General features: G+C 71.1%; 22 protein-coding genes. 7 read left to right on the top strand and 15 right to left on the bottom strand.

The window, feature by feature from the left end:
• Positions 1–71: 71 nt before the first annotated feature.
• Positions 72–1283 carry a monooxygenase gene (locus AB0O15_RS39865; protein ID WP_364330505.1) on the bottom strand — a complete coding sequence of 404 codons (1212 nt, stop codon included), beginning with the start codon at positions 1281–1283 and terminating at the stop codon, positions 72–74.
• A gap of 259 nt (positions 1284–1542) precedes the next feature.
• On the opposite strand from AB0O15_RS39865, the gene AB0O15_RS39860 reads away from it, so the two are divergent.
• Together AB0O15_RS39860 and AB0O15_RS39855 are read left to right on the top strand one after the other, a co-directional pair.
• A complete protein-coding gene (locus AB0O15_RS39860) occupies positions 1543–2082 on the top strand; it encodes a hypothetical protein (RefSeq protein WP_364330502.1) in 540 nt (179 codons plus the stop codon).
• A complete protein-coding gene (locus AB0O15_RS39855; protein WP_364330499.1) occupies positions 2037–3560 on the top strand; it encodes an MMPL family transporter in 1524 nt (507 codons plus the stop codon). Before AB0O15_RS39860 ends, AB0O15_RS39855 begins: the two co-directional genes overlap by 46 nt.
• A 128-nt stretch (positions 3561–3688) precedes the next feature.
• Here the strand turns inward: AB0O15_RS39855 and AB0O15_RS39850 are convergent, their stop codons facing one another.
• From AB0O15_RS39850 to AB0O15_RS39815, 8 genes are all read right to left on the bottom strand, one after another.
• Positions 3689–5140, bottom strand: a complete 1452-nt coding sequence (locus AB0O15_RS39850; RefSeq protein WP_364330496.1) for an ATP-binding protein — start codon at positions 5138–5140, stop codon at positions 3689–3691.
• Positions 5137–5820 (bottom strand): response regulator transcription factor, encoded by a 684-nt coding sequence (locus AB0O15_RS39845; RefSeq protein WP_364330493.1) that lies wholly within the window; start codon positions 5818–5820, stop codon positions 5137–5139. Before AB0O15_RS39845 ends, AB0O15_RS39850 begins: the two co-directional genes overlap by 4 nt.
• A gap of 259 nt (positions 5821–6079) precedes the next feature.
• Entirely contained in the window at positions 6080–6505 is a 426-nt protein-coding gene (locus tag AB0O15_RS39840; RefSeq protein WP_364330533.1) for a type II toxin-antitoxin system VapC family toxin, read from the bottom strand.
• A complete protein-coding gene (locus AB0O15_RS39835) occupies positions 6505–6753 on the bottom strand; it encodes an Arc family DNA-binding protein (RefSeq protein ID WP_285690544.1) in 249 nt (82 codons plus the stop codon). Before AB0O15_RS39835 ends, AB0O15_RS39840 begins: the two co-directional genes overlap by 1 nt.
• A 171-nt stretch (positions 6754–6924) precedes the next feature.
• A complete protein-coding gene (locus tag AB0O15_RS39830; RefSeq protein ID WP_364330490.1) occupies positions 6925–7116 on the bottom strand; it encodes a hypothetical protein in 192 nt (63 codons plus the stop codon).
• 83 nt (positions 7117–7199) lie between these two features.
• Positions 7200–7895: a hypothetical protein gene (locus tag AB0O15_RS39825; protein ID WP_364330487.1), complete on the bottom strand. Its 696-nt coding sequence runs from the start codon at positions 7893–7895 to the stop codon at positions 7200–7202.
• An 88-nt stretch (positions 7896–7983) separates the two neighbouring features.
• Positions 7984–8637, bottom strand: coding sequence for a Crp/Fnr family transcriptional regulator (locus tag AB0O15_RS39820; protein ID WP_364330486.1), 654 nt, complete (start codon positions 8635–8637; stop codon positions 7984–7986).
• 167 nt (positions 8638–8804) lie between these two features.
• Positions 8805–10715: an EAL domain-containing protein gene (locus tag AB0O15_RS39815; protein WP_364330484.1), complete on the bottom strand. Its 1911-nt coding sequence runs from the start codon at positions 10713–10715 to the stop codon at positions 8805–8807.
• A gap of 158 nt (positions 10716–10873) precedes the next feature.
• Here AB0O15_RS39815 and AB0O15_RS39810 point away from each other — a divergent pair, with 158 nt between their 5' ends.
• The gene (locus AB0O15_RS39810; protein ID WP_364330482.1) at positions 10874–11917 is read left to right on the top strand and encodes a substrate-binding domain-containing protein; all 1044 of its coding nucleotides are present in this window, start codon (positions 10874–10876) and stop codon (positions 11915–11917) included.
• A gap of 13 nt (positions 11918–11930) precedes the next feature.
• Here AB0O15_RS39810 and AB0O15_RS39805 read toward each other — a convergent pair whose 3' ends face one another.
• Positions 11931–13202 (bottom strand): ABC transporter substrate-binding protein, encoded by a 1272-nt coding sequence (locus AB0O15_RS39805; protein ID WP_364330481.1) that lies wholly within the window; start codon positions 13200–13202, stop codon positions 11931–11933.
• A gap of 167 nt (positions 13203–13369) precedes the next feature.
• Here AB0O15_RS39805 and AB0O15_RS39800 point away from each other — a divergent pair, with 167 nt between their 5' ends.
• The 3 genes from AB0O15_RS39800 (at position 13370) to AB0O15_RS39790 (ending at position 15979) form a co-directional block, all read left to right on the top strand.
• A complete protein-coding gene (locus tag AB0O15_RS39800; protein ID WP_364330479.1) occupies positions 13370–14272 on the top strand; it encodes an ABC transporter ATP-binding protein in 903 nt (300 codons plus the stop codon).
• An 11-nt stretch (positions 14273–14283) separates the two neighbouring features.
• A complete protein-coding gene (locus tag AB0O15_RS39795; protein WP_364330477.1) occupies positions 14284–15024 on the top strand; it encodes an ABC transporter permease in 741 nt (246 codons plus the stop codon).
• Positions 15025–15088: 64 nt separating this feature from the next.
• A complete protein-coding gene (locus AB0O15_RS39790; RefSeq protein ID WP_364330474.1) occupies positions 15089–15979 on the top strand; it encodes an LLM class flavin-dependent oxidoreductase in 891 nt (296 codons plus the stop codon).
• Here AB0O15_RS39790 and AB0O15_RS39785 read toward each other — a convergent pair.
• Positions 15976–16623, bottom strand: a complete 648-nt coding sequence (locus AB0O15_RS39785; protein ID WP_364330471.1) for a GntR family transcriptional regulator — start codon at positions 16621–16623, stop codon at positions 15976–15978. The genes AB0O15_RS39790 and AB0O15_RS39785 overlap by 4 nt on opposite strands.
• 60 nt (positions 16624–16683) lie before the next feature.
• Between AB0O15_RS39785 and AB0O15_RS39780 the strand changes: the two genes are divergently transcribed.
• Positions 16684–18009: a PQQ-binding-like beta-propeller repeat protein gene (locus tag AB0O15_RS39780; protein ID WP_364330468.1), complete on the top strand. Its 1326-nt coding sequence runs from the start codon at positions 16684–16686 to the stop codon at positions 18007–18009.
• On the opposite strand, the gene AB0O15_RS39775 is transcribed toward AB0O15_RS39780, so the two are convergent.
• From AB0O15_RS39775 to AB0O15_RS39760, 4 genes are read right to left on the bottom strand one after another with little or no spacing between them, the layout of a single operon-like run.
• The gene (locus AB0O15_RS39775) at positions 18006–18203 is read right to left on the bottom strand and encodes a hypothetical protein (RefSeq protein ID WP_364330465.1); all 198 of its coding nucleotides are present in this window, start codon (positions 18201–18203) and stop codon (positions 18006–18008) included. The genes AB0O15_RS39780 and AB0O15_RS39775 overlap by 4 nt on opposite strands.
• Entirely contained in the window at positions 18200–19708 is a 1509-nt protein-coding gene (locus tag AB0O15_RS39770; RefSeq protein ID WP_364330462.1) for a ricin-type beta-trefoil lectin domain protein, read from the bottom strand. The genes AB0O15_RS39775 and AB0O15_RS39770 overlap by 4 nt, the downstream gene beginning before the upstream one ends.
• A complete protein-coding gene (locus tag AB0O15_RS39765) occupies positions 19705–20340 on the bottom strand; it encodes a prepilin-type N-terminal cleavage/methylation domain-containing protein (protein ID WP_364330459.1) in 636 nt (211 codons plus the stop codon). Before AB0O15_RS39765 ends, AB0O15_RS39770 begins: the two co-directional genes overlap by 4 nt.
• On the bottom strand, positions 20340–22028 hold the full coding sequence (locus AB0O15_RS39760) for a putative Ig domain-containing protein (protein WP_364330453.1): 1689 nt from the start codon (positions 22026–22028) through the stop codon (positions 20340–20342). Before AB0O15_RS39760 ends, AB0O15_RS39765 begins: the two co-directional genes overlap by 1 nt.
• Positions 22029–22114 lie beyond the last annotated feature (86 nt).

The following is a 22114-nucleotide window of genomic DNA, read 5'->3' as shown; positions in this document are numbered from 1 at the left end:
TTACCGTGTGTGAGCTCAGAGCTGGCTTTCGCCTTGTTGACCTCAGTGAGCTCACACACGTTCGCGCTTCGTCAGGACTTGCGGGGAGAAACCGTCATGATGCCCGCGCACATCTCGTCGCTGGTGCCGTCGCCCCACACCACGTAGCGCGGCGGCAGCTTGCGCAGCTGCGGCAGCTGTTTGCGCAGCCCCGCGTCGTGCGTGCAGGTTACCCGCAACGTGTCGCCGGGGCCGATGTCCACCGGCGACGGCAGCTTCTGCAGCCGCTGGTTGTCGAAGTCGAACTGGGGCACGTCGAGCACGACCTTGGCGTTCGGCTTGCCCGGGTTGAGTTCGACCTTGATGGCCCGCCCTAGCCAGTGCATGTGCCCGAAACCGGCGAACAGCGTCATCGGCTCCTCCACCTCGTGGTCGCAGGTCTGGGTGTTACCGGGCTTCGGCGCGCTCTGGCCGCACTCCTCCACCTGACGATCCGCGGTTTCGCCGGTCTCCGCCCCGAACCGCTTCGTGACGTCCGCGATCGAGGCCGCCCGGTCGCAGAGCGGGCCCGACTCGTCGGGGAGGCAGGGCAGGTCGGTCGGCGCGTCGAGCGGGAAGGTGTCGAGTTCCCGGGTCTGCGGCGTGCCGTCGGTCAGCCGCAGCCGCACCGCGGAGCGGTCCGGCCCGGCCGGCTTGCCGTCGGTCGTCAACAGGTTGTAGTGCATCTGGAAGATGATCAGGGTGCCCGGCTCCAGCTTGAAGCCGATGTCCTGGGTGAACAGGGTCTCCGTGGCGCCCGGAGTCCAGGTGTCCACCCACGTCGCGCCCGGTTCGTCGTCCTCCACGTCGGCGCCCTTCACGCCGGTCCCGCCGAAACACTGCCAGCCGGGGCCGGGGACCTTCGCGTCCTGCGCGCGCACCAGGGCAGCTTTGTCCGGCCGCACCGCGTACACGATGGCGTGGTGCGCGATGTCGAGGTTCTCCGGCATGACCTGGGTCCCGGTCAGGAACTGCGCCTTGGTCAGGCCCGGATCGATCACCTGGCACCGGTACTCGTCCGTGCCGCCGCCCGCCGGCGGCGCGGGCGTGTATGCCTCGGGCATCTTCAGGTCGGCGAACCGCTCGCCGGCGCGCAGCGGCTGCGGTGGAGCCGACGACCCGCCCGCGTGCGCGCTGTGCGGGCCGGCCGTGGCGGGCGCCGCACTGTTGTCGGCGTTCGACCCGCAGGCGGCGACAGCGAACGCCGTCGCCAGCGCCATGGTGGCCGCCCCGAACCTCCACCGTGGACTGTCAGGTTTCCTCATAACCTGAACGCTAGGCCCGATTCCGTCCCGTTTCGTCGTACCACGGTGGTCATCCTGGGAGGGAGGTGGTACCACGGTGCGACTCTCCGGAGCGCCGTTCGACACCACCGGGCAGGACCTCGACGCCACCACGCCGGTGCGTGCGCCGGGCGCCTGGTTCGGCCAACCGGCCTGAGCGCCGATTAACGGTCGTCTCAGATTCGCTCGGTACGAAGTAGGCGTCCGAAAGCGATGTAACCCGTATGTAGGAGGCCAGTGAATGGCAGTCAACGCAGCGCCGTCCGGGGAAACGCCGCCCGGTCGGCTGGCCGGCCGGTGGGTGCCGTGGTTGGTGATTGGCCTGTGGGTGGCGCTGGCGGCGGTCATGGTGCCGCTGAGCGGAAAGTTGAGCTCGGTCACCACCGACCGCGCCGTGGACACCCTGCCGGCCACCGCCGAGTCCACCAAGGTCGCGGTACTGGAAGACAGCCTCCCCGGCGGTGAGGACAACACGTTCGTCTTCGTGTACCACCGCGCCGGCGGCATGACCGACGCCGACCGCGCGACGGTCGAGCGCCACTACAACACCCTTGCCAAGCGGTACCCGCCGAAGGTGGCGGCCCCGGCCGGCGAGGACGACGAGGGCCCACCGACGAGACCCTCCACCGACGGCCAGGCGATGATGTTCACCCTCGACGTGAGCACGACCAACGGCGCACCGGAGGCCATCGTCGGCCCATTGCGTGACGCCGCGAAGGACCGCCCCGCAGCCCGGTGTTGTGGGTCATCCCGCTGGTGGCCGTGGGCGCGGCCGCACTGACCGCGATGGCGACCGTCTACCTGCTCGTCAAGGGCTTCGGCATCGTGATCAACGACCAGAACTCGGCGCTGCTGACGATCCTGGTGTTCGGCGTCGGCACGGACTACGCGCTGCTGCTCATCGCTCGATATCGGGAGACGCTGCACCACCACCAGAACGTCCGGGTCGCGATGGTCCACGCGCTACGCGGCGCGGCGCCGGCCATCGTCGCGTCCGCGGCCACCGTGGTCGCCGGCCTGCTCTGCCTGCTCGTCGCAGACCTGAACAGCACCAGCGGGTTGGGCCCGATCGGTGCGGCCGGCATCCTGTGCGCGCTGGTGGCCATGCTGACGCTGTTCCCGGCGGTGCTCGTGGTGCTCGGCCGGCGGATCTTCTGGCCCGCCATCCCGCGGTTCAGCACGGCCGTGGAGGAGAAGCCGGGGCTGTGGGGACGGCTTGGGGCCGCCATCAGCCGCCGCCGGTGGGTGGCGACGCTCGCCTCGCTCGGAGTCCTCGGCGTGTTCGCCATCGGGCTGGCGGGCAACACCGGCGCCCTGCGGGAGCAGGACCAGTTCCTGTCCGCGCCGGAGTCGGTCACCGGCTTCACCGTTCTCCGCCAGCACTTCCCGGAGCTCGGCGGCCAGCCGATGACGATCTTCGCGCGGCCGGCGTACCAGGAGCGGGTGCTCGATATCGTCAAGCGCACCAGCGGTGTGGCCGTGGCCATCCCGGGTCAGACCAGCGGTGGCTGGGCCGACATCTCCGTGTTTCCCACGGACGCGCCGGACACCGTCGCCGAGTACGACACGATCAAGCGGGTACGCACCGCTGTGCAGGCCGTGAACGGGGCGGAGGCGATCGTCGGCGGGCCGAGCGCGGAGAACCTCGACACCGAGGTGACCACCAGCCGCGACGAGAAGCTGGTGATCCCGCTGGTGCTCGCCGTCGTCCTGATCGTCCTCGGGCTGCTGTTGCGCGCGGTCGTGGCCCCGCTGGTCCTGATGGCCACCGTGATCGTCTCGTTCGCCGCAGCCTTCGGCGGCAGCGTGTTCATCTTCGACACGATCCTCGGGTTCAAGGGTGTCGACTACTCGGTGCCGCTGCTGGCATTCATGTTCCTGGTGGCGCTCGGCGTCGACTACAACATCTTCCTGGCCAGCCGGGCCCGGGAGGAGACCGTGCGCCTCGGCACCAGAGAGGGAATGCTCAAAGCCCTCTCGGCCACCGGTGGCGTCATCACCTCGGCCGGCCTGGTCCTGGCGGCCACGTTCGCCGTCCTCGCCACACTTCCGCTGGTGATGCTGATCGAGGTCGGGTTCCTGGTCGCCTTCGGCGTGCTGCTCGACGCCCTGCTGGTGCGATCGGTCCTGGTGCCCGCCCTCACCCTGCTGATCGGCCGGCGGATCTGGTGGCCGAGCCGGCTGTCCCGTCCGACGACGGAGCCGCCGAAGGGGCAACAGTCGCTCGCCGACGACGAGGAACTCGCGCTGCAACGGTGAGCCGAGATCCGGGACGGGGACCCAGGCCCGTCCCGGATCTCTTATAGCCACCGCCTCTGGTCCTGAGCCGCGCGGGGCCATGCCCGAGGGCCGCCGTCTCTGGTCCTGCGCCGTGCCGCCGGGGCGCGTCAGCGCGCCGCGGTGTCCTCCCCAGCGGTGAGCCGCGCGATCGGGGCGGGCGGGCCCGCGGCCGGAAGGTCGACCCGAAGCAGCGCGCCACCGCGTGCGGAGCGGGCGACGGTGGCCCGGCCGCCGTGGGCGTCGACGACCCGCTGCACGATCGACAGCCCCAGACCGGATCCCGGCAACGCCCGGGCGCTGTCGGCCCGGTAGAACCGGTCGAACACCCGCGGTACGTCGGCGGCGTCGATGCCCGGCCCGGCGTCGTCGACCTCGAGCACCGCCGACGCGCCCTCGGCACGGAGCCGGACCTGGACCGGCTGGTCGGCGGGGGACCACTTGCCGGCGTTGTCGATCAGGTTGAGCACCGCCCGCTGGAGCGCGGCGGGACGCCCGCTCACCCACACGGAGGTCACGTCGAGCGCGACCTCGATGTCGGGCACGCGGGAACGCGCCTGGGTCGCGGCGGTCACCACCACGTCGGCGAGGTCGAGCACCTCGGTGCTCTCGTCGCTGACGTCACCGCGGGCCAGGTCGGTCAACTCGGCGGCGAGGGTGCTCAACTCGGCCACCTGGGCGCCGAGATCGTTGAGCAGCCGGGTCCGGCTCTCGGCCGGCAACGCGCTGTCCAGGGTGCCGCGCCGATCGAGCCGGATCAGCAGCTCGATGTTGAGGCGCAGGCTGGTGAGCGGGGTCTTGAGCTCGTGAGCGGCGTCCTCGGCGAGCAGCCGCTGGGCCCGCCGGGAGTCCCGGAGCGCGGCGAGCATGTCGTTGATCGACTGGATCAGCCGCCGAATCTCCCCACCGCCCTCGTCCGGGATGTCGGCGTCGAGATCCTGGGTGTGCGCGACACGGACCGCGGCGGCGGTCAGCCGGTCGATCGGCGCCAGCCCGGTCCGCGCCACGGTCCGCCCGACCAGGGCGCCGCCGGCCACGCAGAGCAGCCCGATCAGCAGCATGCCGAACCCGAACTGGTTGACCGGGCTGTCGTCGGCGACGCGGGCCACCTGGACCGCGCCGTCGCCCGCCCGGAGGGTGTAGATGAGGTAGCCGTCGTCGTCGCTGTCGCCCGACTCCATCAGGTCAGCCGACGCGCCCTGCGCCACGCGCCCGGCGTGCTCGCTGACCGGGGGTAGCGGGGGTTGGCCGGCCGGCGTCCGGGTCGAGCCGTCGGGCAGGATGACCCGCACCAGCCGACCGGATCCGGGATACGGCGGTAGCTCGACCTGCGCCGGACCGGCGCGCTCCGCGTTCGTCGCCAGGACGCGGGAGTCGGCGCGTAGCTGATTTTCGACGGTGTCCTGCAGCTGCCAGTCCAGTAGCTCGCTGGCCACCTGGAAGGCCACGAACACGCTGACCGCGATGGCCGTCGCCGCGATCACCGTCAGCCTGGTCCGCAGGGACCGCCGGCGCCACCATCGGGTCAGCCGGCGCGGTTCCCGGCGGGCGTGCCGGCTCACGGAGGAGTCTCCCGCAACGTGTATCCCAGACCGCGCAGCGTGTAGATCAATCGCGGCTCACCCTCGGCCTCCATCTTGCGGCGCAGGTAGCTCACGTACACCTGGAGGTTGTTGGCGGTGGTGCTCATGTCGAAGCCCCAGATCGCCTCGAACAGCGCGTCGCGGGTCAAGACCCGGGTCGCGTTGCGCACGAGGACCTGCAGCAGGGAGAACTCGGTCCGGGTCAGGCGCAGCGGCCGCCCGCCCCGCCACGCCTCGAACCGGTCAGGATCGAGCCGGACATCGGCGAACGACAGGATCTGCGGCTCCCCGTCGGTCGGCGTGCGCCGGCGCAGCAGGGCCCGCACCCGGGCCAGCAACTCCTCGGTGGCGAACGGCTTGGGCAGATAGTCGTCGGCGCCCGCGTCCAGCCCCGCGACCCGGTCGGAGACCTGATCCCGGGCGGTCAGCATCAGCACCGGCAGATCCCGATCCGCCGCCCGCAACCGCCGGCAGGTCTCCAACCCGCCGAGGCGGGGCATCATCACGTCGAGGATCAGCAGATCCAGCGTGTCACCGCCGGCCCCACCGACCCCGTCGAGCACGGCGAGACCGTTGGCGACGGTGCTGGTGTCGTAACCCTCGACCTGAAGCACCCGCTCCAACGACTCACGGATGGCCGCGTCATCGTCGGCGATCATGATCCGCACCCCGGCCCGCCTCCTCCAGTCGATGCTTTTGCCGCTCACTCTCCCCGATCAACCTGAGGCCAGGATTAGAGCCGTCGCCGCTGTGGTGCCCGCGGCCCGTGCCTTACGGATGCCTGAAGTGGTTCGAGTCCCCTCAGCTCCACCTATTCGCTGACCTGCGCGGCCGTTCCGGTCGGTTGAGGCATTGCGCGAACCGCACCGGCGGGGAGCCGTGTTCTTGCTGTGGTTGCGAGAGTCGAAGCTGGTGGCGTCACGCGGTTGTCTGCTGCCAAGGGTCGATGAGGGAGATTTTGGTGTCGGCGAAGTCCTTGGTGTTGCGGGTGGCGAGGGTCGCGACCTGCGATCGGCAGATGGCGGCGATCTGGCCGTCGAATCCGCTGATCGGGATGCCGTCCGCTTCCCGGCCGGCGACCAGGTCGGCGTAGGCCGTGGCGGCAGCGAGGTCGAAGGGCAGGACCTGGCGGGGGAAGGCGGCGAAGATCTCGTCGGCTGACTGGTGCAGGTCGTGCTTGCGGCGGCCATCTGATAGCCGCGCGATGCCGTAGCGGATCTCAGCGACTGTGACCGACGTGGTGTAGAGACCGGTGGTGGACGTTTGCTGGAGCCAGGCAAGCACGGCCGGAGCGGGTGTGGCACGCATGAGTTCCGAGACGACGTTGGTGTCGAGGACGATCATCACTCGCTGAAGTCCGCCGCTCGGGGTGGGGTGGTCCGGGCCGGGACGTCGAGTTCGACTCCGCCGAGCTGTCCGAACCGCTCGGTCAGCGCGCTGAAGAGGTCGGTTCGGGGGCGTTCGTCTTCGGTGGCGGCCGCGGTGAGGATCAGGCGGATCTCGGCCTCCATGGACCGGCCGTGCCGGGCGGCTCGGAGACGCAGCTTCTCTTTGACTGAGTCGTCCAGGTCTCGGATGCTGAGGGCTGCCATTGCCGCATCTCCTCGTCACTCGGCGTTGATAGCAATGCTAGCGCAGGTCCCTTCAGCGGATCACCGGCGACCAGCGTGGGGCGGTTCGCATGGTGCAACGTCCGCCCCACCCCGTTTTGATCGCGACCCGCTTCTGCGTGAGCAGAACGCGGGTCGCTCTCGATGCGCCACCTAGCGGCCGACCATGCGGTGCAGGGCGTAGAGGGTGCCCAGTCCCACGCCGATCGCGGTGGCCAGCGCCGGCCGGGTGAAGGCCAGCCAGGTGATCATGCCGGCGACCGTGACGAGCACGAAAAGCCGCAGGTCGAATAGGTTCTGGGTGCTGTGCTCGGGGTCCTTGCGGGGTAGCCTGCGTTTAGTCATGACATGTTCCTTGTGCCGGAGCGTATTCGTGACCCGCGGTCCGCGTCCTGCAAGACGCGGGCCGCACATTTGTGCCGGGCCCCTCAGTGGGACGGGGCGCCGACCGACGCGACCCAGGCGTGTTGCTTGAAGTCCTTCACCCGGAAGAGGTGTTTCTCGAGCGAGTCGTGCCACCTCTTCCCGATCTCGTTCTCCAGCGCCGTCCGGTCGCCGAGGCGCTCGCAGGCGTCGCGATAGATCGCCTCCGAGAGGGCGACGGTCACCGGTGACCGCCGGCCCCGCTCCTTGCGCCGCAGCCGCAGGGTTCGCGAGTCGAGGAGGCGGAACACCAGGTTCACGTCCTGCCCGACCCAGCCCCAGCGGTCGCGTTCCGCTTCTCCCTTGTGAATCACGCACCTGAGGATCATCGTGTCGCCGCCGCTCACGCGGTTGTCGTCGTCGATCGACTCGGCCACGTCGGGCAGCACCTCACCAAGCAGGTGGAGCGGGTCGACGCTGGTCGGCAGCACCACCAGCACGCCGTCGCCACGGTCGAGAACGCCGTAGGCGAGCCGGCCGCCGAGCCGGTTCTTGATCAGGTTGGCGGTGGCGAAGAGCCGGCGGCGTACCCGAGCCTGCTCGTCGGACTGGCGTTTGCCGAACCCGACGATGTCGAAGGCGACCAGGGTCACGGCCCGCGAAGGCTCGCTGCGCAGGACGGTTCTGATGAGCCGCCCGTGCAAGCGCCTGGTCAGGATGACCAGTTGTGTCCTGGCGATGCCGAGGACCCGGGATCCCACATGATCACCCCCTTTCCGGACACTGTGTCATTCACAGAGCGTAGCGGAAGTTCAGGGACGAGAGTGAAAAAGTACCGGTGTGGGGGAGTCAGAATACCAATTTGGCACGGTCGAGGATCTTCATGCGACGGCGGGACGTCTCGATCGCGCCTCGCCGGCGCAGCTCGCCGAGCGCCTTGGACACCGCCTCGCGGGTGGCGCCCACGGTCTCGGCCAGCTCGGTCTGTGACAGCACGAAGCCGTCCGGCTCGAGCGCCACGTCGCGGTCGGCCATGTCCAGCAGCTCGACCGCCACGCGGTGGGCGACCGAGGCGGACACCTGGTCGAGCCGGCGCTGGTCGGCGTCGCGCTGCCGCTCGGCCATCGACCGGATGAGCATCCAGCCGACGTTGTCGTGCGACCGGACGAACGATTCGAAGGTCTGCGCCTCGATGACGTAGGCGTCGACCTGGCCCACGGCGACGGCGCCGGCCGAACGCGGGGAGCCGTCGATGGCGGCCATCTCGCCGATCAGATCGTTGGCGCCCCGCACCGCGAGGATCAGGTCGGCGCCGTCCGGCCGGCGGCGCACGATCTTGACCGAGCCGCGGTCGATGAGGATGGCGTGCTTGGTCACGTCGTCCTCGCGGAACAGCACCTCGCCACGCCGATAGCTGGTCGGGCGGGACAGTGTGAGGAGCTCCTGGCGCTCGGCCGGCGTCAGCATCTCACCGAAGGGTCCGATCGGGACCGGCTGACTCACGTGATCAGACTACGCGCCGTGGTGACGCCCTCATAGGAGCGCCCTGCGAGACCACGCCGAAGAGCGTGATCGGCCGGCGGCCTCCACCTCACCGTCGAGGACCGGGCGGCGACCCTGCCCGAGGCGGAGGTGCGGAAAGTGACCGAGAGCTGGTTCCCGGCGAACGGTCAGACCGGCGCGAGGGCCCAGGCGGTGATCTCGTCGGCCGGCATCGGACGGCAGAAGAGGTATCCCTGGGCCGCCTCGCAGCCGATCTCGTCCAGGATCGCGACCGTCTCCTCGTGCTCGACGCCTTCGACCACCACGTGCAGGCCGCAGGCGTGGGCCAGGTCGGCGATCGCGGCCACGATGGCCCGGCCGCTGCCCTCCTGCTCGATCCGGGCGGTGAACCGGCGGTCGATCTTCAGCTCGTCCAGGGGCATCTGCTGGAGGTAGCTCATCGACGAGTAGCCGGTGCCGAAGTCGTCGATGGACACCCGGACGCCGATCGCGCGCAGCTCGGCCAGGATGGTCGCGGCGCGCTCCGGGTCGGTGATCACCATGCTCTCGGTGATCTCGATGGTCAGCTCGCCGGGGCCGGCGTCGTACCGGTCCATCAGGGCCCGGACGTGCGCAGGGAAGCCGGCGTCGTGCAGGCAGTCGGCGCCCGCGTTGACCGCGACCGGCAGGGTCAGGCCGGCCGTCCGCCAGGTCCGCAGCTGCTCCAGCGCGGCGGTCAGCACCACGTCGGTGAGCGGCCGGATCAGGCCGTTCTGCTCGGCCACCGGGATGAACGCGTCCGGGCCGAGCAGGCCGCGGGCCGGGTGCCGCCAGCGGACCAGGGCCTCGACCCCGGACGGCGTGCGGTCGCTCACCCGTACCTTGGGCTGGTAGTGGACCTCGAGCTCGCCGTGCTCGATGGCGTTGCGCAGTTCGGCCCCGGCGGTCAGCTTCTCGGTGGTGTTGCCGTCGTGCTTGGGGTCGTAGAGGGCGACGCCGAGCCGGCCGCGCTTGGCCGTGTACATGGCGACGTCGGCGTGCCGCATGAGGTCGGTGGTGCTGTCGCTGGGCGCCGGGTAGAGCGCGGCGCCCATGCTCGCGCTGACGTCGACGACGAAGCCGTCCAGGTCGGCCGGGCGGCACAGCGCGTCCAGGATGCGCCGGCCCACCCGCATCAGGTCGTCGGTCGTGCCGATGTCCGGCAGGACCACGGCGAACTCGTCGCCGCCGAGCCGGGCGACCGTGTCATCGGCCCGCGCCGACTCGGTCAGCCGGGCCGCCACCTCCTGGATCAGCCGGTCGCCGACCAGGTGGCCGAGCGTGTCGTTGACCTCCTTGAAGTGGTCCAGGTCGAGCAGCAACAGTCCGGTGCCGCCGCCGGTGGCCACCGCTTGGTCCAGCCGTTCGACCAGCAGGCTGCGGTTGGCCACGCCGGTCAGGCTGTCGTGCATGGCCTGGTACCGGCTCTCTCGGGCCTGCCGCTCGGTGCTGCGCTGGTACGCGACCAGGACCAGCGCGCAGAACACCACCAGCAGCAGGTCGATCACCGAGATGATCTCCACCGCCAGCAGCACCCGACGGTTGTCCAGCTGCGTCTCGAGGAGGAGGCCGCTCGTCTCGAGGTTGTTCCGCGCGATGTTCACCGACGCCTGCTTACGCAGCGCCGAAGCGCTCAGCGCGGCCTTCTTGGCGTCGTCCTCCATCCGCGCGCGGTCGCCCTCGGCCTGGGCGTCGACCAGGTCCCGCAGCGTGTAGCTGTACCCGCCGTAGGTGTTCTGCAGCGTCTGCGCCTGGAACGAGTCGGACGGGCCGCCGTTGGCGTTCAGCCAGCGCAGGTTCTCCTCGGCCGACCCGATCGAGGAGATCAGCGGGCCACGGCCGACCTCGCTGTCCGCCCGGACGAAGTCGACCAGCTGCTCGTACTCGATGCCGATCCGCAGGTAGACCTGGCCCCACTGCTGGGTGACCTGTTCCGCTCCGGCGATCCCGGTGATGGCCTGGGCGGTGTTGCGGGCGCTGAAGACGGCGAGGGCGGCGAGCAGGGTGAGACCGGCCGCGAGCGCGGCGATGGCGGTACGCGCCACCGCCCTGCGCCGCATCCAGCCTGCCCGCATCAGTCCGCCCCTCGTCCGTTGTCGTTCCTCGCCACAGATTCGGCCGGGCCGGGCTGAGCTTGAGGTTCGTCACCGAAACGCTGTAGAGCGGCTCGGGTGCTGCCGAAGAGAATTCCGAGACGGGTACGGGAGGAGAGGACGCGATGCGGGTCGGCCGGGCAGTGGCCGGGGTGGCGGCCGTGACGCTGGTCCTCTCCCTGGGCGGCCACAGCGCCGGCTACGCCGCTCCCGACCCGGCCGTCGCCTTCCTCACCGCGGACGCCGGTCTCGGCTACGTCCGCGAGATGACCGCCGGGTACGCCACCGCGGTGGCCGAGGCCGGGGTGCGGCACACCGAGGCCGGCCCGCCGATCGGCGACACCGCGCGGCAACTCGGCATGCTGGAGGACCTGCGCCGGGAGGGGCGGAACGGGCTGGCCGTGTTCACCTGGACGCCGGAGCTGCTGTCCGGCCCGATGGCCGCGACCGGCGAGGCCGGCACCCCGGTGATCGCCGTCTACTCCCCGCCGGCCGAGGGCTCCGGCGTCAAGCTCTATGTCGGCAACGACAACTTCGCCTTGGGCGAGATGCTGGCCGATCAGGTCGCCTCCCTGCTGCCCCGGGACGCGGCCGGCGTGGTCGTGCTCGGCACGGCGGTGCCCGGCGTGCAGGCGCTCGACCAGCGCATCGCCGGCCTGCGCTCCCGGCTGCCGCGGGTCCGGCCCGGGGTGCGGCTGCTGGGGCCGTTCGACACCAAGCAGGACCCGGCGGCCAACCTGAAGTCGTGGGAGCTGCTGGTGCGGTCCGACCCGCGCGCGCTGGGCTTCGTCGGCACCGGCGACCGGGACGCCCGCAGCCTGGCCCGGCTGCGCAACCAGTCGGCCGGCACCTGGATCGCCGGCGGGTTCGGGCTGGACGACATCGCCGTGCAAGCGGTGCGGAACGGCGGGTACGCGCTGGTCTCGCCGGAGCCGTACGTGCAGGGCGCGATCGCCGGGTGGTTGCTGGCCGAGCACGCCAAGCGGAACTTCCCGCTGCCGGCGGGCTGGATACCGACCCCGGCGATCCCGGTCACGCCCTCGAACGCAGAGATGATCATGGCCCGGCAGGCGTCGACCAAGCGGCGGGCCGACGACGCCCGCGTGGTCGTCCGCGACGTCGTCTCGGACCTGGCCGGCCACCTGCTGCCGCTCAGCGCCGCCCGTTGAGACACGCCTTTGGTCAGTCGGCCAGGACACCCTTGCTGACGGCCAGTTTGCGGCCCTCGTCGACGGCGGCCGTCCAGGCGGCGGCCGCGGTCGTCGTGCCGGCCTCCAGCTTCTGCAGGTGGCCGAGGAAGATCTGCTCGATGGCGGCGTCCGACGGCGCCTCGTAGGAGAGCTTGGCCTGGCCGGCCGAGGCGGCGAAGACCTTCGTGGTGCGCTGGCCGCCGAAGAACGGGTCGGGCGCGAGCAGTTCGGCCATCTGGAACGCGGCCGGCGCGGACGGGAACAGTTTGGCGCCGGCGAACATCTTGGCCTGGTTGGCCGGTGACAACAGCCACCGGATCACCTCGAACGCGGTCTCGTGCCCGCCGCCCGCGGCCGGGATGGCCAGGAACGAGCCGCCCTGGTTGGCGCCGTCGGCGCAGCCGTTGGCCACCCGCCACTTGCCGGCCGATCCGGCGGCCGAGCCGGCCAGGTCCTGCGCCAGCCAGGCCGGACCGGTGTCGCTGGCGACCGTGCCGGCCTCGTACGCCGGGAATCGTTTGGTGTCGTCGTTGAAGATGCCGGCGCTGACGCCCATCCCGACCGACTCGACCGCGATGTCCCACGCGCCACGCACCGCGTCACTGTCACCGATGTAGTTGTTGGTCTCGCTCACGAACCGGCGGGTGCTCTGCCCGACGCAGCTGCTGAACAGGTCGGCCGCGTTGCAGAAGAGCCGGACCGAGGGCAGCTTCCGGACCAGTCGACGGCCGAGGGCGAGGTAGCCGGGCCAGTCCTTGGCGGCGTCGGCGACATCGTCCGGTTCGGCCGGCAGCCCGGCCTTGCGGAACACGTCGTGCCGGTAGAACAGCGCGGTCGGCCCGGTGTCGATCGGGAAGCCGACCAGCCGGTTGTCCAGCGTGCTGCCCTGCCGCCACTTCCAGTCGAGGTAGTCGGGTTTCAGGTCGCCGGCGCCGAGGGTGTTCAGGTCGACGAAGAGGTCGGCGCGGGGGAGGACCGAGCTGATGTCCTCGCCCTTGATCCCGGCCACGGAGGGCGCTCCGGCGCCGTTGAGCACCGGCGTGAGCTGCTCCAGGTAGTTGCCCTCGACCGTGCTGACGCTCAGCTTGGTGGTGCCGCCGAAATGCCGCACCGCCTCGGCCACCATGGCGTCGTCCAGCCCGCCGGGCCAGATCCACATGGTCGTGGTGCCGCCATCGTCGCCGCTCTCCGCGGTGTCGCCGCAGGCGGAGAGCCCGGCGGCCGCGACGACGGCGCCGAGCAGGGTTCTGCGCCGGACTCGCACGACATGCCCTCCTGGTCTCGCTAATCGGGTGAAAGCTAGCAAAATAGGCGTACGCCGCGCCGGAGATCCCCAAAACCGGTTGGCTCATCCCCATCCACCGATCGGTGGACCGCGGTCGCCTGCCGCTGGTTGATGGAACCCGGCCGCCGCGCCGCGACGCTGAACGCATGCCAATCATCGAGGTCAGAAACTTCCGCAAGGAGTACGGGCCGACCGTCGCCGCCGCCGACGTGACGTTCTCCGTCGAGCGCGGCGAGATCTTCGGCATCCTCGGTCCGAACGGGGCCGGCAAGAGCACCACGGTCGAGGCGATCGCCGGGTTGCGCAAGCCGGACGGCGGGACGATCGAGGTGCTCGGGCGTACCCCCGGCGACCCGGACCTTCGCCGCCTGGTCGGGGTGCAGCTGCAGGAGTCGGCGCTGCCCGACAAGATGCGCGTCCGCGAGGCCCTGGAGCTGTTCAGCGCGTTCTACCCGAACCCGGTCGAGTGGCGTGAGCTGGTTCGCGACCTCGGTCTCGGCGACAAGCTCAAGACCCCGTTCGCCAAGCTCTCGGGCGGCCAGAAGCAGCGGCTGTCGATCGCGCTGGCGCTGGTCGGGCGGCCCGAGATCGCCGTCCTGGACGAGCTCACCACCGGCCTCGACCCGCAGGCCCGGCGGGACACCTGGGACCTGATCGCCGGGATCCGCGACCGCGGGGTCACGGTGCTGCTGGTCACCCACTTCATGGAGGAGGCCGAGCGGCTCTGCGACCGGATCGCGGTGATCGACCACGGCGCCGTGGTCGCCCTGGACACCCCGGCCGGCCTGGTCGAGCGGGTGGCCGTCGAGCAGCGCATCCGGTTCCGGCCGTCCGCGCCGCTGGACGAGAAGCTGCTCACGGCCCTGCCCGAGGTCCGCGAGGTGCGCCGGCACGGGCCGGCCGTCGAGGTGGTCGGCACCGGCGCCCTGCTGCAGGCCGTCACCAGCGTGCTCGCCTCGAACCAGATCGTCGCCGCCGACCTGCGCCTCGAACAGGCCACTCTGGACGACGCGTTCGTCCAGCTGACCGGCCGCCCCACCGACGCCTGAGAGGAACCGCCATGAACGCCTTCGGCAAACTCACCGCTTCCGAGTTCCGGCTCTTCCTCCGCGAGCCGATGCTCTCCTTCTTCGGGCTGCTCTTCCCGGTCGTGCTGGTCGGCATCCTCGGTTCCATCCCGGCCTTCCGCGAGGTCAGCCCCGAGCTGGGCGGCCTGCGGGTGATCGACCTGTACGTGCCGATCGCGCTCGTCCTGGCCCTGGCCTCGCTCGGCCTGCAGTCCACGCCGCAGGTCCTCGCCACCTACCGGGAGCGAGGGGTGCTGCGCCGGATGGCCACCACCCCGGCCTCGCCGGTCATGCTGCTCGGCGCGCAACTCGTGATGAACGCGGTCACCGCTCTGGTCGCCGGGGTGCTGGCCGTGCTGGTCGGCCGGTTCGCCTTCGACGTGCCGTTCCCCCGGCACCTTCTGCTCTTCCTGGTCGCCTTCCTGCTCTGCGGCGCGGCGGTGTTCGCCCTGGGGATCTTCGTGGCCGCCGTCGCGCCGAGCGGCAAGGCCGCGTCGGGCATCGGCATGGCGTTGTTCTTCCCGCTGATGTTCCTGGCCGGGCTGTGGACGCCGCGCGAGGTGATGCCGGACTGGCTCCAGCGGATCGGCGAGCTCAGCCCGCTCGGCGCCGGGCAGGCGGCGATGCAGGCGGCCTCGGTGGGGCACTGGCCGGCCCTGCTCCCGGTGATCGCGCTCCTCGCGTACATCGGCGTCTTCACCGGCGGAGCCGTCCGGTTTTTCCGCTGGCTGTGAACAACCTTCGCCCGCCGCGAAATGGGGTTACCCGCCCCGGGCCGCGGCGGGCAGGGTGCTGGGCATGACCGCATTCGCCTTCCAGGCCGTACCGCAGAACGCCACCGAATGGCTCGAGACCGCCCGCACGGCCGAGGCCAACGGCTTCGACACGCTGCTCACGCCCGACCATCCCGGCCAGTGCGCGGCGCCCCATGTCGCCCTGGCCGCGGCGGCCGCGGTGACCACCACGATCAAACTCGGCGCGTACGTCGTGAACGCCGGCGTCCGCGAGCCGATGCTGCTGGCCGCCGACGTGGCGACGCTCGACGTGGTGTCCGGCGGCCGGGCGCTGCTCGGCATCGGGGCTGGGCACAACCCGGCCGAGTGGGAGTCGGTCGGGCAGACCCGGCCGGATGTGCGCGGCCGGGTCGACCGATGCATCGCGGTGGCCGAGGCGACGCGGCGGCTGCTGGCCGGCGAGGAGGTCACAGTGGACACTCCGGCGCTGACCATGACCGGGGCGAGGCTGGAGAAGCCGCGCCCGGTGCAGGCGAAGGTGCCGCTGCTGTTCGGCGGCGGCAACTCCCGGCTGCTGCGCTGGGCCGCCGAGGAGGCGGACGTCATCGGGCTGTCCGGGCTCGGGAGGACCAGGCCCGACGGGCGCAATCACGAGGTTCGCTGGCGGCTCGACCAGATCGACGAGCACGTGGAGCCGTTGCGCGGCAAGGTGCTCGAGGCGCTGGTGCAGCAGTTCGAGGTCACCGACGACGCGGAGGCCGCGCTCGAGGAGATGGCCGACGACGTCGGTCTCGGCGTCGACGAGCTGCGGCAGGTGCCGTTCATCCTGGTCGGCACGATCGAGGAGATCGCGGCGCAGATCCGCGAACACGAGCGGCGCTGGGGCATCACCCGATATGCCCTGCGGCGCACCGCCCTCGACCACCTGCCGGCCTTGATCAAGGCCCTGGCCTAGTCGAAGAGCTCCTGCTCGACCTTCGCCCGGTAGTCGACGTAGATCTGCTTGTAGCGGGCCACCGCACCCGGCCGGTCGCCCGCTTCCAGCAGGTCGATGATCGCGTCGTGGCCCTCGATCCAGGTGCTCCACAGGTTGCTCTCGGCCGACATCGCGAGGATGCGCATCGTGCGGGCGACCACCAGGTCGACCATCGACTGCAGTTCGCGGTTGCCGCTGGCCAGGATCACCGTGGTGCTGAAGTCGGCGCCGGCCGCGCCGGCGGCCAGCACGTTGCCGGCGGCCAGCGCCTCGACGAACTCCTTCTGCCGCTGGCGCAGCGTGTCGAGGTGGGTCTCGGTGAGGTTGTCGACGCCCCATTCGAAGCCGGCGCAGGCGAGCACGCCCATCACGTCGATCAGCTCGAGCGCGTTCTTCTGTGTCACCTTGGTGACGTGCCGGGTCCGGTTCGGCGCGATGTCGATCAGGCCCTCGACGGAGAGCTGGGCGATCGCCTCGCGCACCGGTGTGATGCTGACGCCCAGACGGGCGGCCAGCTCGGCGTCCTTGATCAGCGTGCCGGGCGGCAGCTCACCGGAGACGATCTCGTTGCGCAGCTGCCGGACGACGGCCGCCGTTCTTGTCGGCGGTACCGCATAAGACATGCGGTAAGCCTACTCACGGTGACCTACCCGTGTCGGTTGGGGCAGGAGCATGATGAGGCGATGGTGGGCGTGGCGGTCATCGACCTGGATGCGGACCCGCCGCGGGCGTCCGAACGCTCCGGGGCCGGCGGTTCGCGTCGTTCGCTGATCTCCCTGCTCGTCGCCGCTCTGCTGCTGGCCGCGCTCACCGCCGATGGGCCGGCGCCCCGGGCCCTGCGCGAGGTGCTGACCGCCGGCGGCTCGGCGGCGGCGGCGTTCGAGCTGGGCCGCGACGCCCTCTATACCGCCCACTACGGGATCAACAACCCCAACAGCGAGTCCGCGGTACGCCGGTACGACCTGACCGCCGGCCGGGAGGTGTGGGCGGCCGCCCTGATCCAGGGTGTGCAGAACCTGGTGATCAGCGACGCGGCCGGCGTGCTGATGGCCCGATCCGGCAGCGACCCGCGGATCAGCTTCCTGGACGCCGCCACCGGCAAGGTGCTGTGGACGCACGAGGAGGCCAACTCCGCGGCGATCATGATCGCCGGCGCGGGTGTGCTGTTCACCGCCGACCGGCCGGACGGGACCGTCCTGCGGCTGGCCGATCCGCGGACCGGGCGGACGATCTGGGAGCGACCGGCCGGCTTCCGGGTCTACTTCGGACCGTCGGTGCCGGCCGACGGCGAGCCCGGGCGGGTGGTGCTGGCCGGCGCCGACGGCACGGTGCTGATCCTCGACTACGCGACCGGGCGCGAGCTGTCCCGCGGCGACCTGGGCGGCCCGCTGCACCCGGCCCAGTTCCCGGACATCGAGGGCACGGTGATCGGCACGGTCGGCGACAACCGGATGGTGGTCCGGCGCAAGGCGGCCGGTGAGGCGTCGATGACCGCCTTCTCCCTGGTGCCGTTCGCCCGGCTGTGGCAGCGCACCTCCGGGCCGACCGGGCTGGCCGAGGACTGCGGCGACGTCTGGTGCGTGTCCAGCGCGGTGCCCGGGATCAGCGCCCTGGGCGACCCGTCGGCGGTCGGCGTCAGCGCGATCGACCCGGGAAGCGGGGCCCCGCTCTGGACGAACCGGGAGCTCTCCTTCGCGTTCCGTTTCGACGAGCACACCGTGCTGGCCGGTGACGACCAGGAGATGCCCGAGGTGACCCTGCGCGACCCCCGCACCGGCCGGCTGACCCAGCGGCTCGGCCCCGTGATCCGGGCCGGCGACCTGCTGCTGCGCCCCGACACCGGTGCGCCCGGCTGGACCTGGGTCGAGATCCACGACCACGCCGGCCGGGTGCGCCCGGTCGGCGTGGTCGAGGTGGGCGCCGCGTACGGCTGCGAACAGCGCGACCGCTACCTGGCCTGCCCCACCCTGAACGGCCCGACCAAGGTCTGGTGGGTTCCGAGCCGTTAGCCCTCGATCAGTTGGTCGCGGTCGACGCCGGCGTCCCGCAGGATCCGTTCCACCGAGGCGATCGACAACCAGTCGATGACCTCGTCGCCGTGCACGACGCGGTACCAGCGCGTGCGGCCGCGGCGGACGATCTCCACCCGCCACTGCCCGTCCGGCGTCCGCATCGCGCCCTCGACCTCGTCGGCCGGCGTCACTTCTCTTGGGTGTTGGTGAGCACGGTCGGCTTGTTGAAGTCGGCCGGGGCATTCCACTTCTGGAGCTCCGAGTTGGTGCACTCGGCCAGCTTGACCTTGGCCGTGCCGTCGGTGTGCGTGTCGGCCGGCGTGGCGGTCAGGTCGGTGGGGGTGAGGCAGAAGCCGTTCTTGTCGACGATGCGGTAGCTGCTGGCGTACACCCCGGTGTCGCCGTACACGGTCCAGACCATCTTGTCGTCGAGGATCCCGGTCGCAGCGCACGCGGTGAGCGTCACGTAGGTCGCCGCGGCCGTCGACCCCGGCGTGGTCAGGCAGTAGCCCTGACCGTCGTTGGTGTTGATCGTCCGGATCCGCTTCTGCAGGATGTTGCTGCCGGCCGGCGACATGTACCAGGCCTGGTTCCAGGGCGGGACACCGTTCGGGGCCTGCTTGCAGAACCAGACGATCATGTACGGCCAGCCCGGTGTGAAGTTGGTGACGTCCAGGCACCGGCTGAACTGTTTGAAGTTGACCAGCTGGTTGGTCGCCGCCGAGGACATGCCCGCGCCGACGCCGGGCTGCGAACGCCATACGTTCTTGTTCGACACCGCGGCGCACGAGCCCAGCACGATGTCGCTGCCCGTGATGCCGGGGTTCAGCAGGCTCAGGCAGAACTCGTTCAGTACGACCTCGTTCTCCCGCGTGCCGGAGAACTCCGAGGAGTCGTTGAGGCTCCACTGCTGGCGGGCGGTCAGCTTGAGGCAGGGCTGGAACTTGACGACGTTGCCGATCGCCCGCGGGTAGGCCGCCTCCAGGCACATGCCGTCCGGCGCGCCCGCCGTCTCGGAGCTGACCACCTTCAGATTCAGGTCGGCGGTGTAGGCGAACCGCTGGTCACTGGCGCCGCCGCTCTTGCACAGCTGCGCCTTGGCGGTCGATCCGGCGGCCGGGTACGAGTCCTCGCCGGAGTCCATGCACAGCGCGAGCGGAGCGGCCGGCGAGGCGAGCTGGACGGCGCCGCCGCTGATGTTCTCGTTGCTGGTCTTGAACGTGTACGTGGACTCGAGCGTGCGGGTGCCGAGGGTGCCCTGGGCCAGGGTGACCCCGTCGGGGCCGCCGGTCGCGGTCAGCTTGGCCGTCACCGGCACGTCGGTCGGCGGGCAGTCCTGCGGCGCCGGCGCGCCGGCGGCCGACAGCTTGTAGTAGAGGATGGTCACCTTGTACTTCGAGCCGGTCTCCGACGCGCCGGTCAACGTGCAGGCCGGCAAGGCTTCCAGGTCGCCCGACCCGGCGGTCCCGGCCGCCCGCAGCTGGCCGAGGGCGACGTCGATCCCGGCCTGGGCGGCCTGCAGCGCGTCGGTCCGCGTGGTGATCGTGCGGGTGCTGACGATCTGGTTGGCCACGAGCGGCGCGATGGCGGCGCTCAGGGTCATGCCGACCAGGGTGATGATCATCGCCGCGGGCATCGAGCCCTCGTCCGATCGCCGGGCCCGCCGCCGGCTCCGCCAGAATCCGGTGCCGATCATGACGGCCTCCCCTTGCTGCAGTCGTTCGTGGCGGGCGTGTCGCGGGACGTGTTCAGCGCGGTGAAGGTGGTGTCGACGGCCGCGACGCTGTCGCCGCGCCGGGCCGAGAGGCGCACCCGCAGTCGCTGGTAGTCGGGCGTGAAGGCGGTGGCGCCGGTGCCCGTGACGGTGCCGGCGGCCTGCCGTTCGAAGGGTCCGGCGCTGTCCGGGGCGACCACGTTGGAGGCGATCGTCTGGCCCGCCGCGCCGGCCGCCGGGGGCGCCGCCTTGGGCCAGGTGAGCCACTGCAGCACGCCGCCGGCGTTGTTCGGGCCCTCCGCGGTCCCGGAGGTCTCCAGCCGGAGCTGGCCGCAGCTGCTGCCGTCGTACCCGGCGTACTCCACGTACCAGGCGGTGCCGACCTGGCCCGGCTGGCTGATCCAGGACGCGTACCGGATCTCCCGGTCGATGCGCTGGAAAGCGTTCTGCAGCTGGGCCTGCACGATCGAGATCGACTCGGACTTGGCGCTGGTCTTGTAGGCCTGCAGGATCGCCGAGGTGAAGACGACCATGACGACGCTCATCACGCTCATCGACACCATCACCTCGGCCAGCGAGAAGCCGCTGTCGTCGGTCCGCTCCCGGCGCCGCATCAGTTCACCGTCCAGGTGAACATCAGGTAGGCCGACTGGCCGCCACCGGTGACGGTGAACGTCGTCGTGTACTTGCCGGCGACGGTCGGCTTGCCGGTGACCACGCCGGCGGCGCTCATGGTCAGGCCGGTCGGCAGCCCGGTCGCGGTCCAGGACAGCCCGGACTGCCCGGCCGCCTGCGCGGTCAGCGAGACCGTGGCGTTGAGGGCGGTGGTCTGGTCCGGGGCCCCCGGGGCCGGCGCGGTCACCCGCAGGTCGGTGCCGATCCGGTTGGCCACGTTGACCAGGACGACGACCGAGGCGGAGCCGCCGAGGCTGTCGGTCACCTTGGCGGTGACCAGGTAACGGGTGCCCGCGGTGATGATCCCGGTGGTCTGGCCGCTGTTCGGGTGGATGGTGACGCCGGCCGGGAGCCCGGTGGCCGAGAAGGTGTACGGAGCCAGGCCGCCGTAGGCCGCCGCCCCCAGGTTGTAGGCGCCGTTGTCGCCCTTGGTGGCGTTCTGCACACCCGGGCTGACCAGGTTCACCGGCGTGAACGTGCGCCAGGTGAAGGTGGTCGTGGCCGTCTGCTCGCCGAGGCTGTCGACCGCCTTGACGGTGGCCGTCTGTGCCGTCGACTGGGTGGTCAGCGGCGTGCCCGAGATGACGCCGGTGCCCGCGTCGATGAGCAGACCGGCGGGCAGGCCGGTCGCCGTCCAGACCATCGGGGCGAGCCCGCCGGTCAGGGTGATCGGCAGCGAGACCGCGGTCAGGGTGCGGAACACCTGCGCACCGGGCGAGGTGAGGACCGGCAGGTCGGCCACCACCCAGGTGAAGGTGGCGTCGTCGCTGTTCTTGTCACGGTCCTCCACGTGGGCGGTCACCGTGTACGTGCCCGCCGCCGTCGGCTTGCCCGAGATGACGCCGGCGCTGGTGGCGGTCAGGCCGGGCGGCAGGTTGGTCAGCGTCCAGGTGCGCGGCAGGGTTCCGCCCGCCGCGACGAGCTGGAGGTCGACCTTGTCACCGACGTAGTGGGACTGCTTGAGCGGGGCGACGATGGCCGGCGGCGGCCGCTTGAGGTCGAAGACCGGGTCGGCGCTCGGGCTGACCAGCGTCGAGGTGACGTACGTGCACGCGTCGTCTTTGCAGCCGTTGTGCTTCCAGGTCACGGCGACCACGACCCGGAAGTACGGGACCGCGATCAGGCCGAGCCCCGGCTTGGTGCCGATGCAGTCGCCCAGGCCGACCAGGGTGTTCAGCAGCGTGGGGGAGGCTGGGGCGGCCTTGCTCTGGAAGCAGCTGCCGACGTACCAGTTCTGCTGGTAGGTGACGTTGCCGACGGTCACCGGCAGCGGCGTCAGGGGCAGCGGCGCGGTCACGTCGGGTGAGCTGCCCAGGAGGGTCGTGAGCAGGACGTTGGCGTCGATCTGGGTCACGTCCAGCACCGACTGCACCTGCGCCGGCGCGGAGGCCAGCTGGGCCTTCGCGCTGGTGAGGCTGCGGCCGGCGAGCAGCGACGTGGGCGACAGGGCGCGGGCCCGTTCGATCGCGTCGTTCGCGACCTCGACCGCGACCTGCTGGGTGCGCTGCTGCGCGACCACGCCCACCGACTTGATCAGGAACGGTGCCGTCCCGGCCATCACGGTGCCGATCACCGCGAGCGAGACCAGCGTTTCCATCAGCGAGAAGCCGCCGTCACGCCGCCTCATGCGGCGGCGTGCCGGTCGGTACGACACGAGTCGGTGGGCCATGGCCGTTCCATTCGTCTGGGTCGCGGCTGCGAGGGGTGGAGCCG

This window comes from Actinoplanes sp. NPDC089786 (assembly GCF_040684855.1).
GTDB lineage: Bacteria > Actinomycetota > Actinomycetes > Mycobacteriales > Micromonosporaceae > Actinoplanes.
Note: the sequence above shows the minus strand (reverse complement) of the source record. Positions and strands in the feature narration are given on the sequence as shown.

Bases quoted from the DNA above. Each gene is read 5' to 3' on its own strand.
- AB0O15_RS39865 (WP_364330505.1), bottom strand. From the start codon at position 1,283: ATGAGGAAACCTGACAGTCCACGGTGGAGGTTCGGGGCGGCCACCATG.
- AB0O15_RS39860 (WP_364330502.1), top strand. From the start codon at position 1,543: ATGGCAGTCAACGCAGCGCCGTCCGGGGAAACGCCGCCCGGTCGGCTG.
- AB0O15_RS39845 (WP_364330493.1), bottom strand. From the start codon at position 5,820: ATGATCGCCGACGATGACGCGGCCATCCGTGAGTCGTTGGAGCGGGTG.
- AB0O15_RS39840 (WP_364330533.1), bottom strand. From the start codon at position 6,505: ATGATCGTCCTCGACACCAACGTCGTCTCGGAACTCATGCGTGCCACA.
- AB0O15_RS39835 (WP_285690544.1), bottom strand. From the start codon at position 6,753: ATGGCAGCCCTCAGCATCCGAGACCTGGACGACTCAGTCAAAGAGAAG.
- AB0O15_RS39830 (WP_364330490.1), bottom strand. From the start codon at position 7,116: ATGACTAAACGCAGGCTACCCCGCAAGGACCCCGAGCACAGCACCCAG.
- AB0O15_RS39815 (WP_364330484.1), bottom strand. From the start codon at position 10,715: ATGCGGCGCAGGGCGGTGGCGCGTACCGCCATCGCCGCGCTCGCGGCC.
- AB0O15_RS39810 (WP_364330482.1), top strand. From the start codon at position 10,874: ATGCGGGTCGGCCGGGCAGTGGCCGGGGTGGCGGCCGTGACGCTGGTC.
- AB0O15_RS39800 (WP_364330479.1), top strand. From the start codon at position 13,370: ATGCCAATCATCGAGGTCAGAAACTTCCGCAAGGAGTACGGGCCGACC.
- AB0O15_RS39795 (WP_364330477.1), top strand. From the start codon at position 14,284: ATGAACGCCTTCGGCAAACTCACCGCTTCCGAGTTCCGGCTCTTCCTC.
- AB0O15_RS39790 (WP_364330474.1), top strand. From the start codon at position 15,089: ATGACCGCATTCGCCTTCCAGGCCGTACCGCAGAACGCCACCGAATGG.
- AB0O15_RS39785 (WP_364330471.1), bottom strand. From the start codon at position 16,623: ATGTCTTATGCGGTACCGCCGACAAGAACGGCGGCCGTCGTCCGGCAG.
- AB0O15_RS39780 (WP_364330468.1), top strand. From the start codon at position 16,684: ATGGTGGGCGTGGCGGTCATCGACCTGGATGCGGACCCGCCGCGGGCG.
- AB0O15_RS39770 (WP_364330462.1), bottom strand. From the start codon at position 19,708: ATGATCGGCACCGGATTCTGGCGGAGCCGGCGGCGGGCCCGGCGATCG.
- AB0O15_RS39765 (WP_364330459.1), bottom strand. From the start codon at position 20,340: ATGCGGCGCCGGGAGCGGACCGACGACAGCGGCTTCTCGCTGGCCGAG.
- AB0O15_RS39760 (WP_364330453.1), bottom strand. From the start codon at position 22,028: ATGAGGCGGCGTGACGGCGGCTTCTCGCTGATGGAAACGCTGGTCTCG.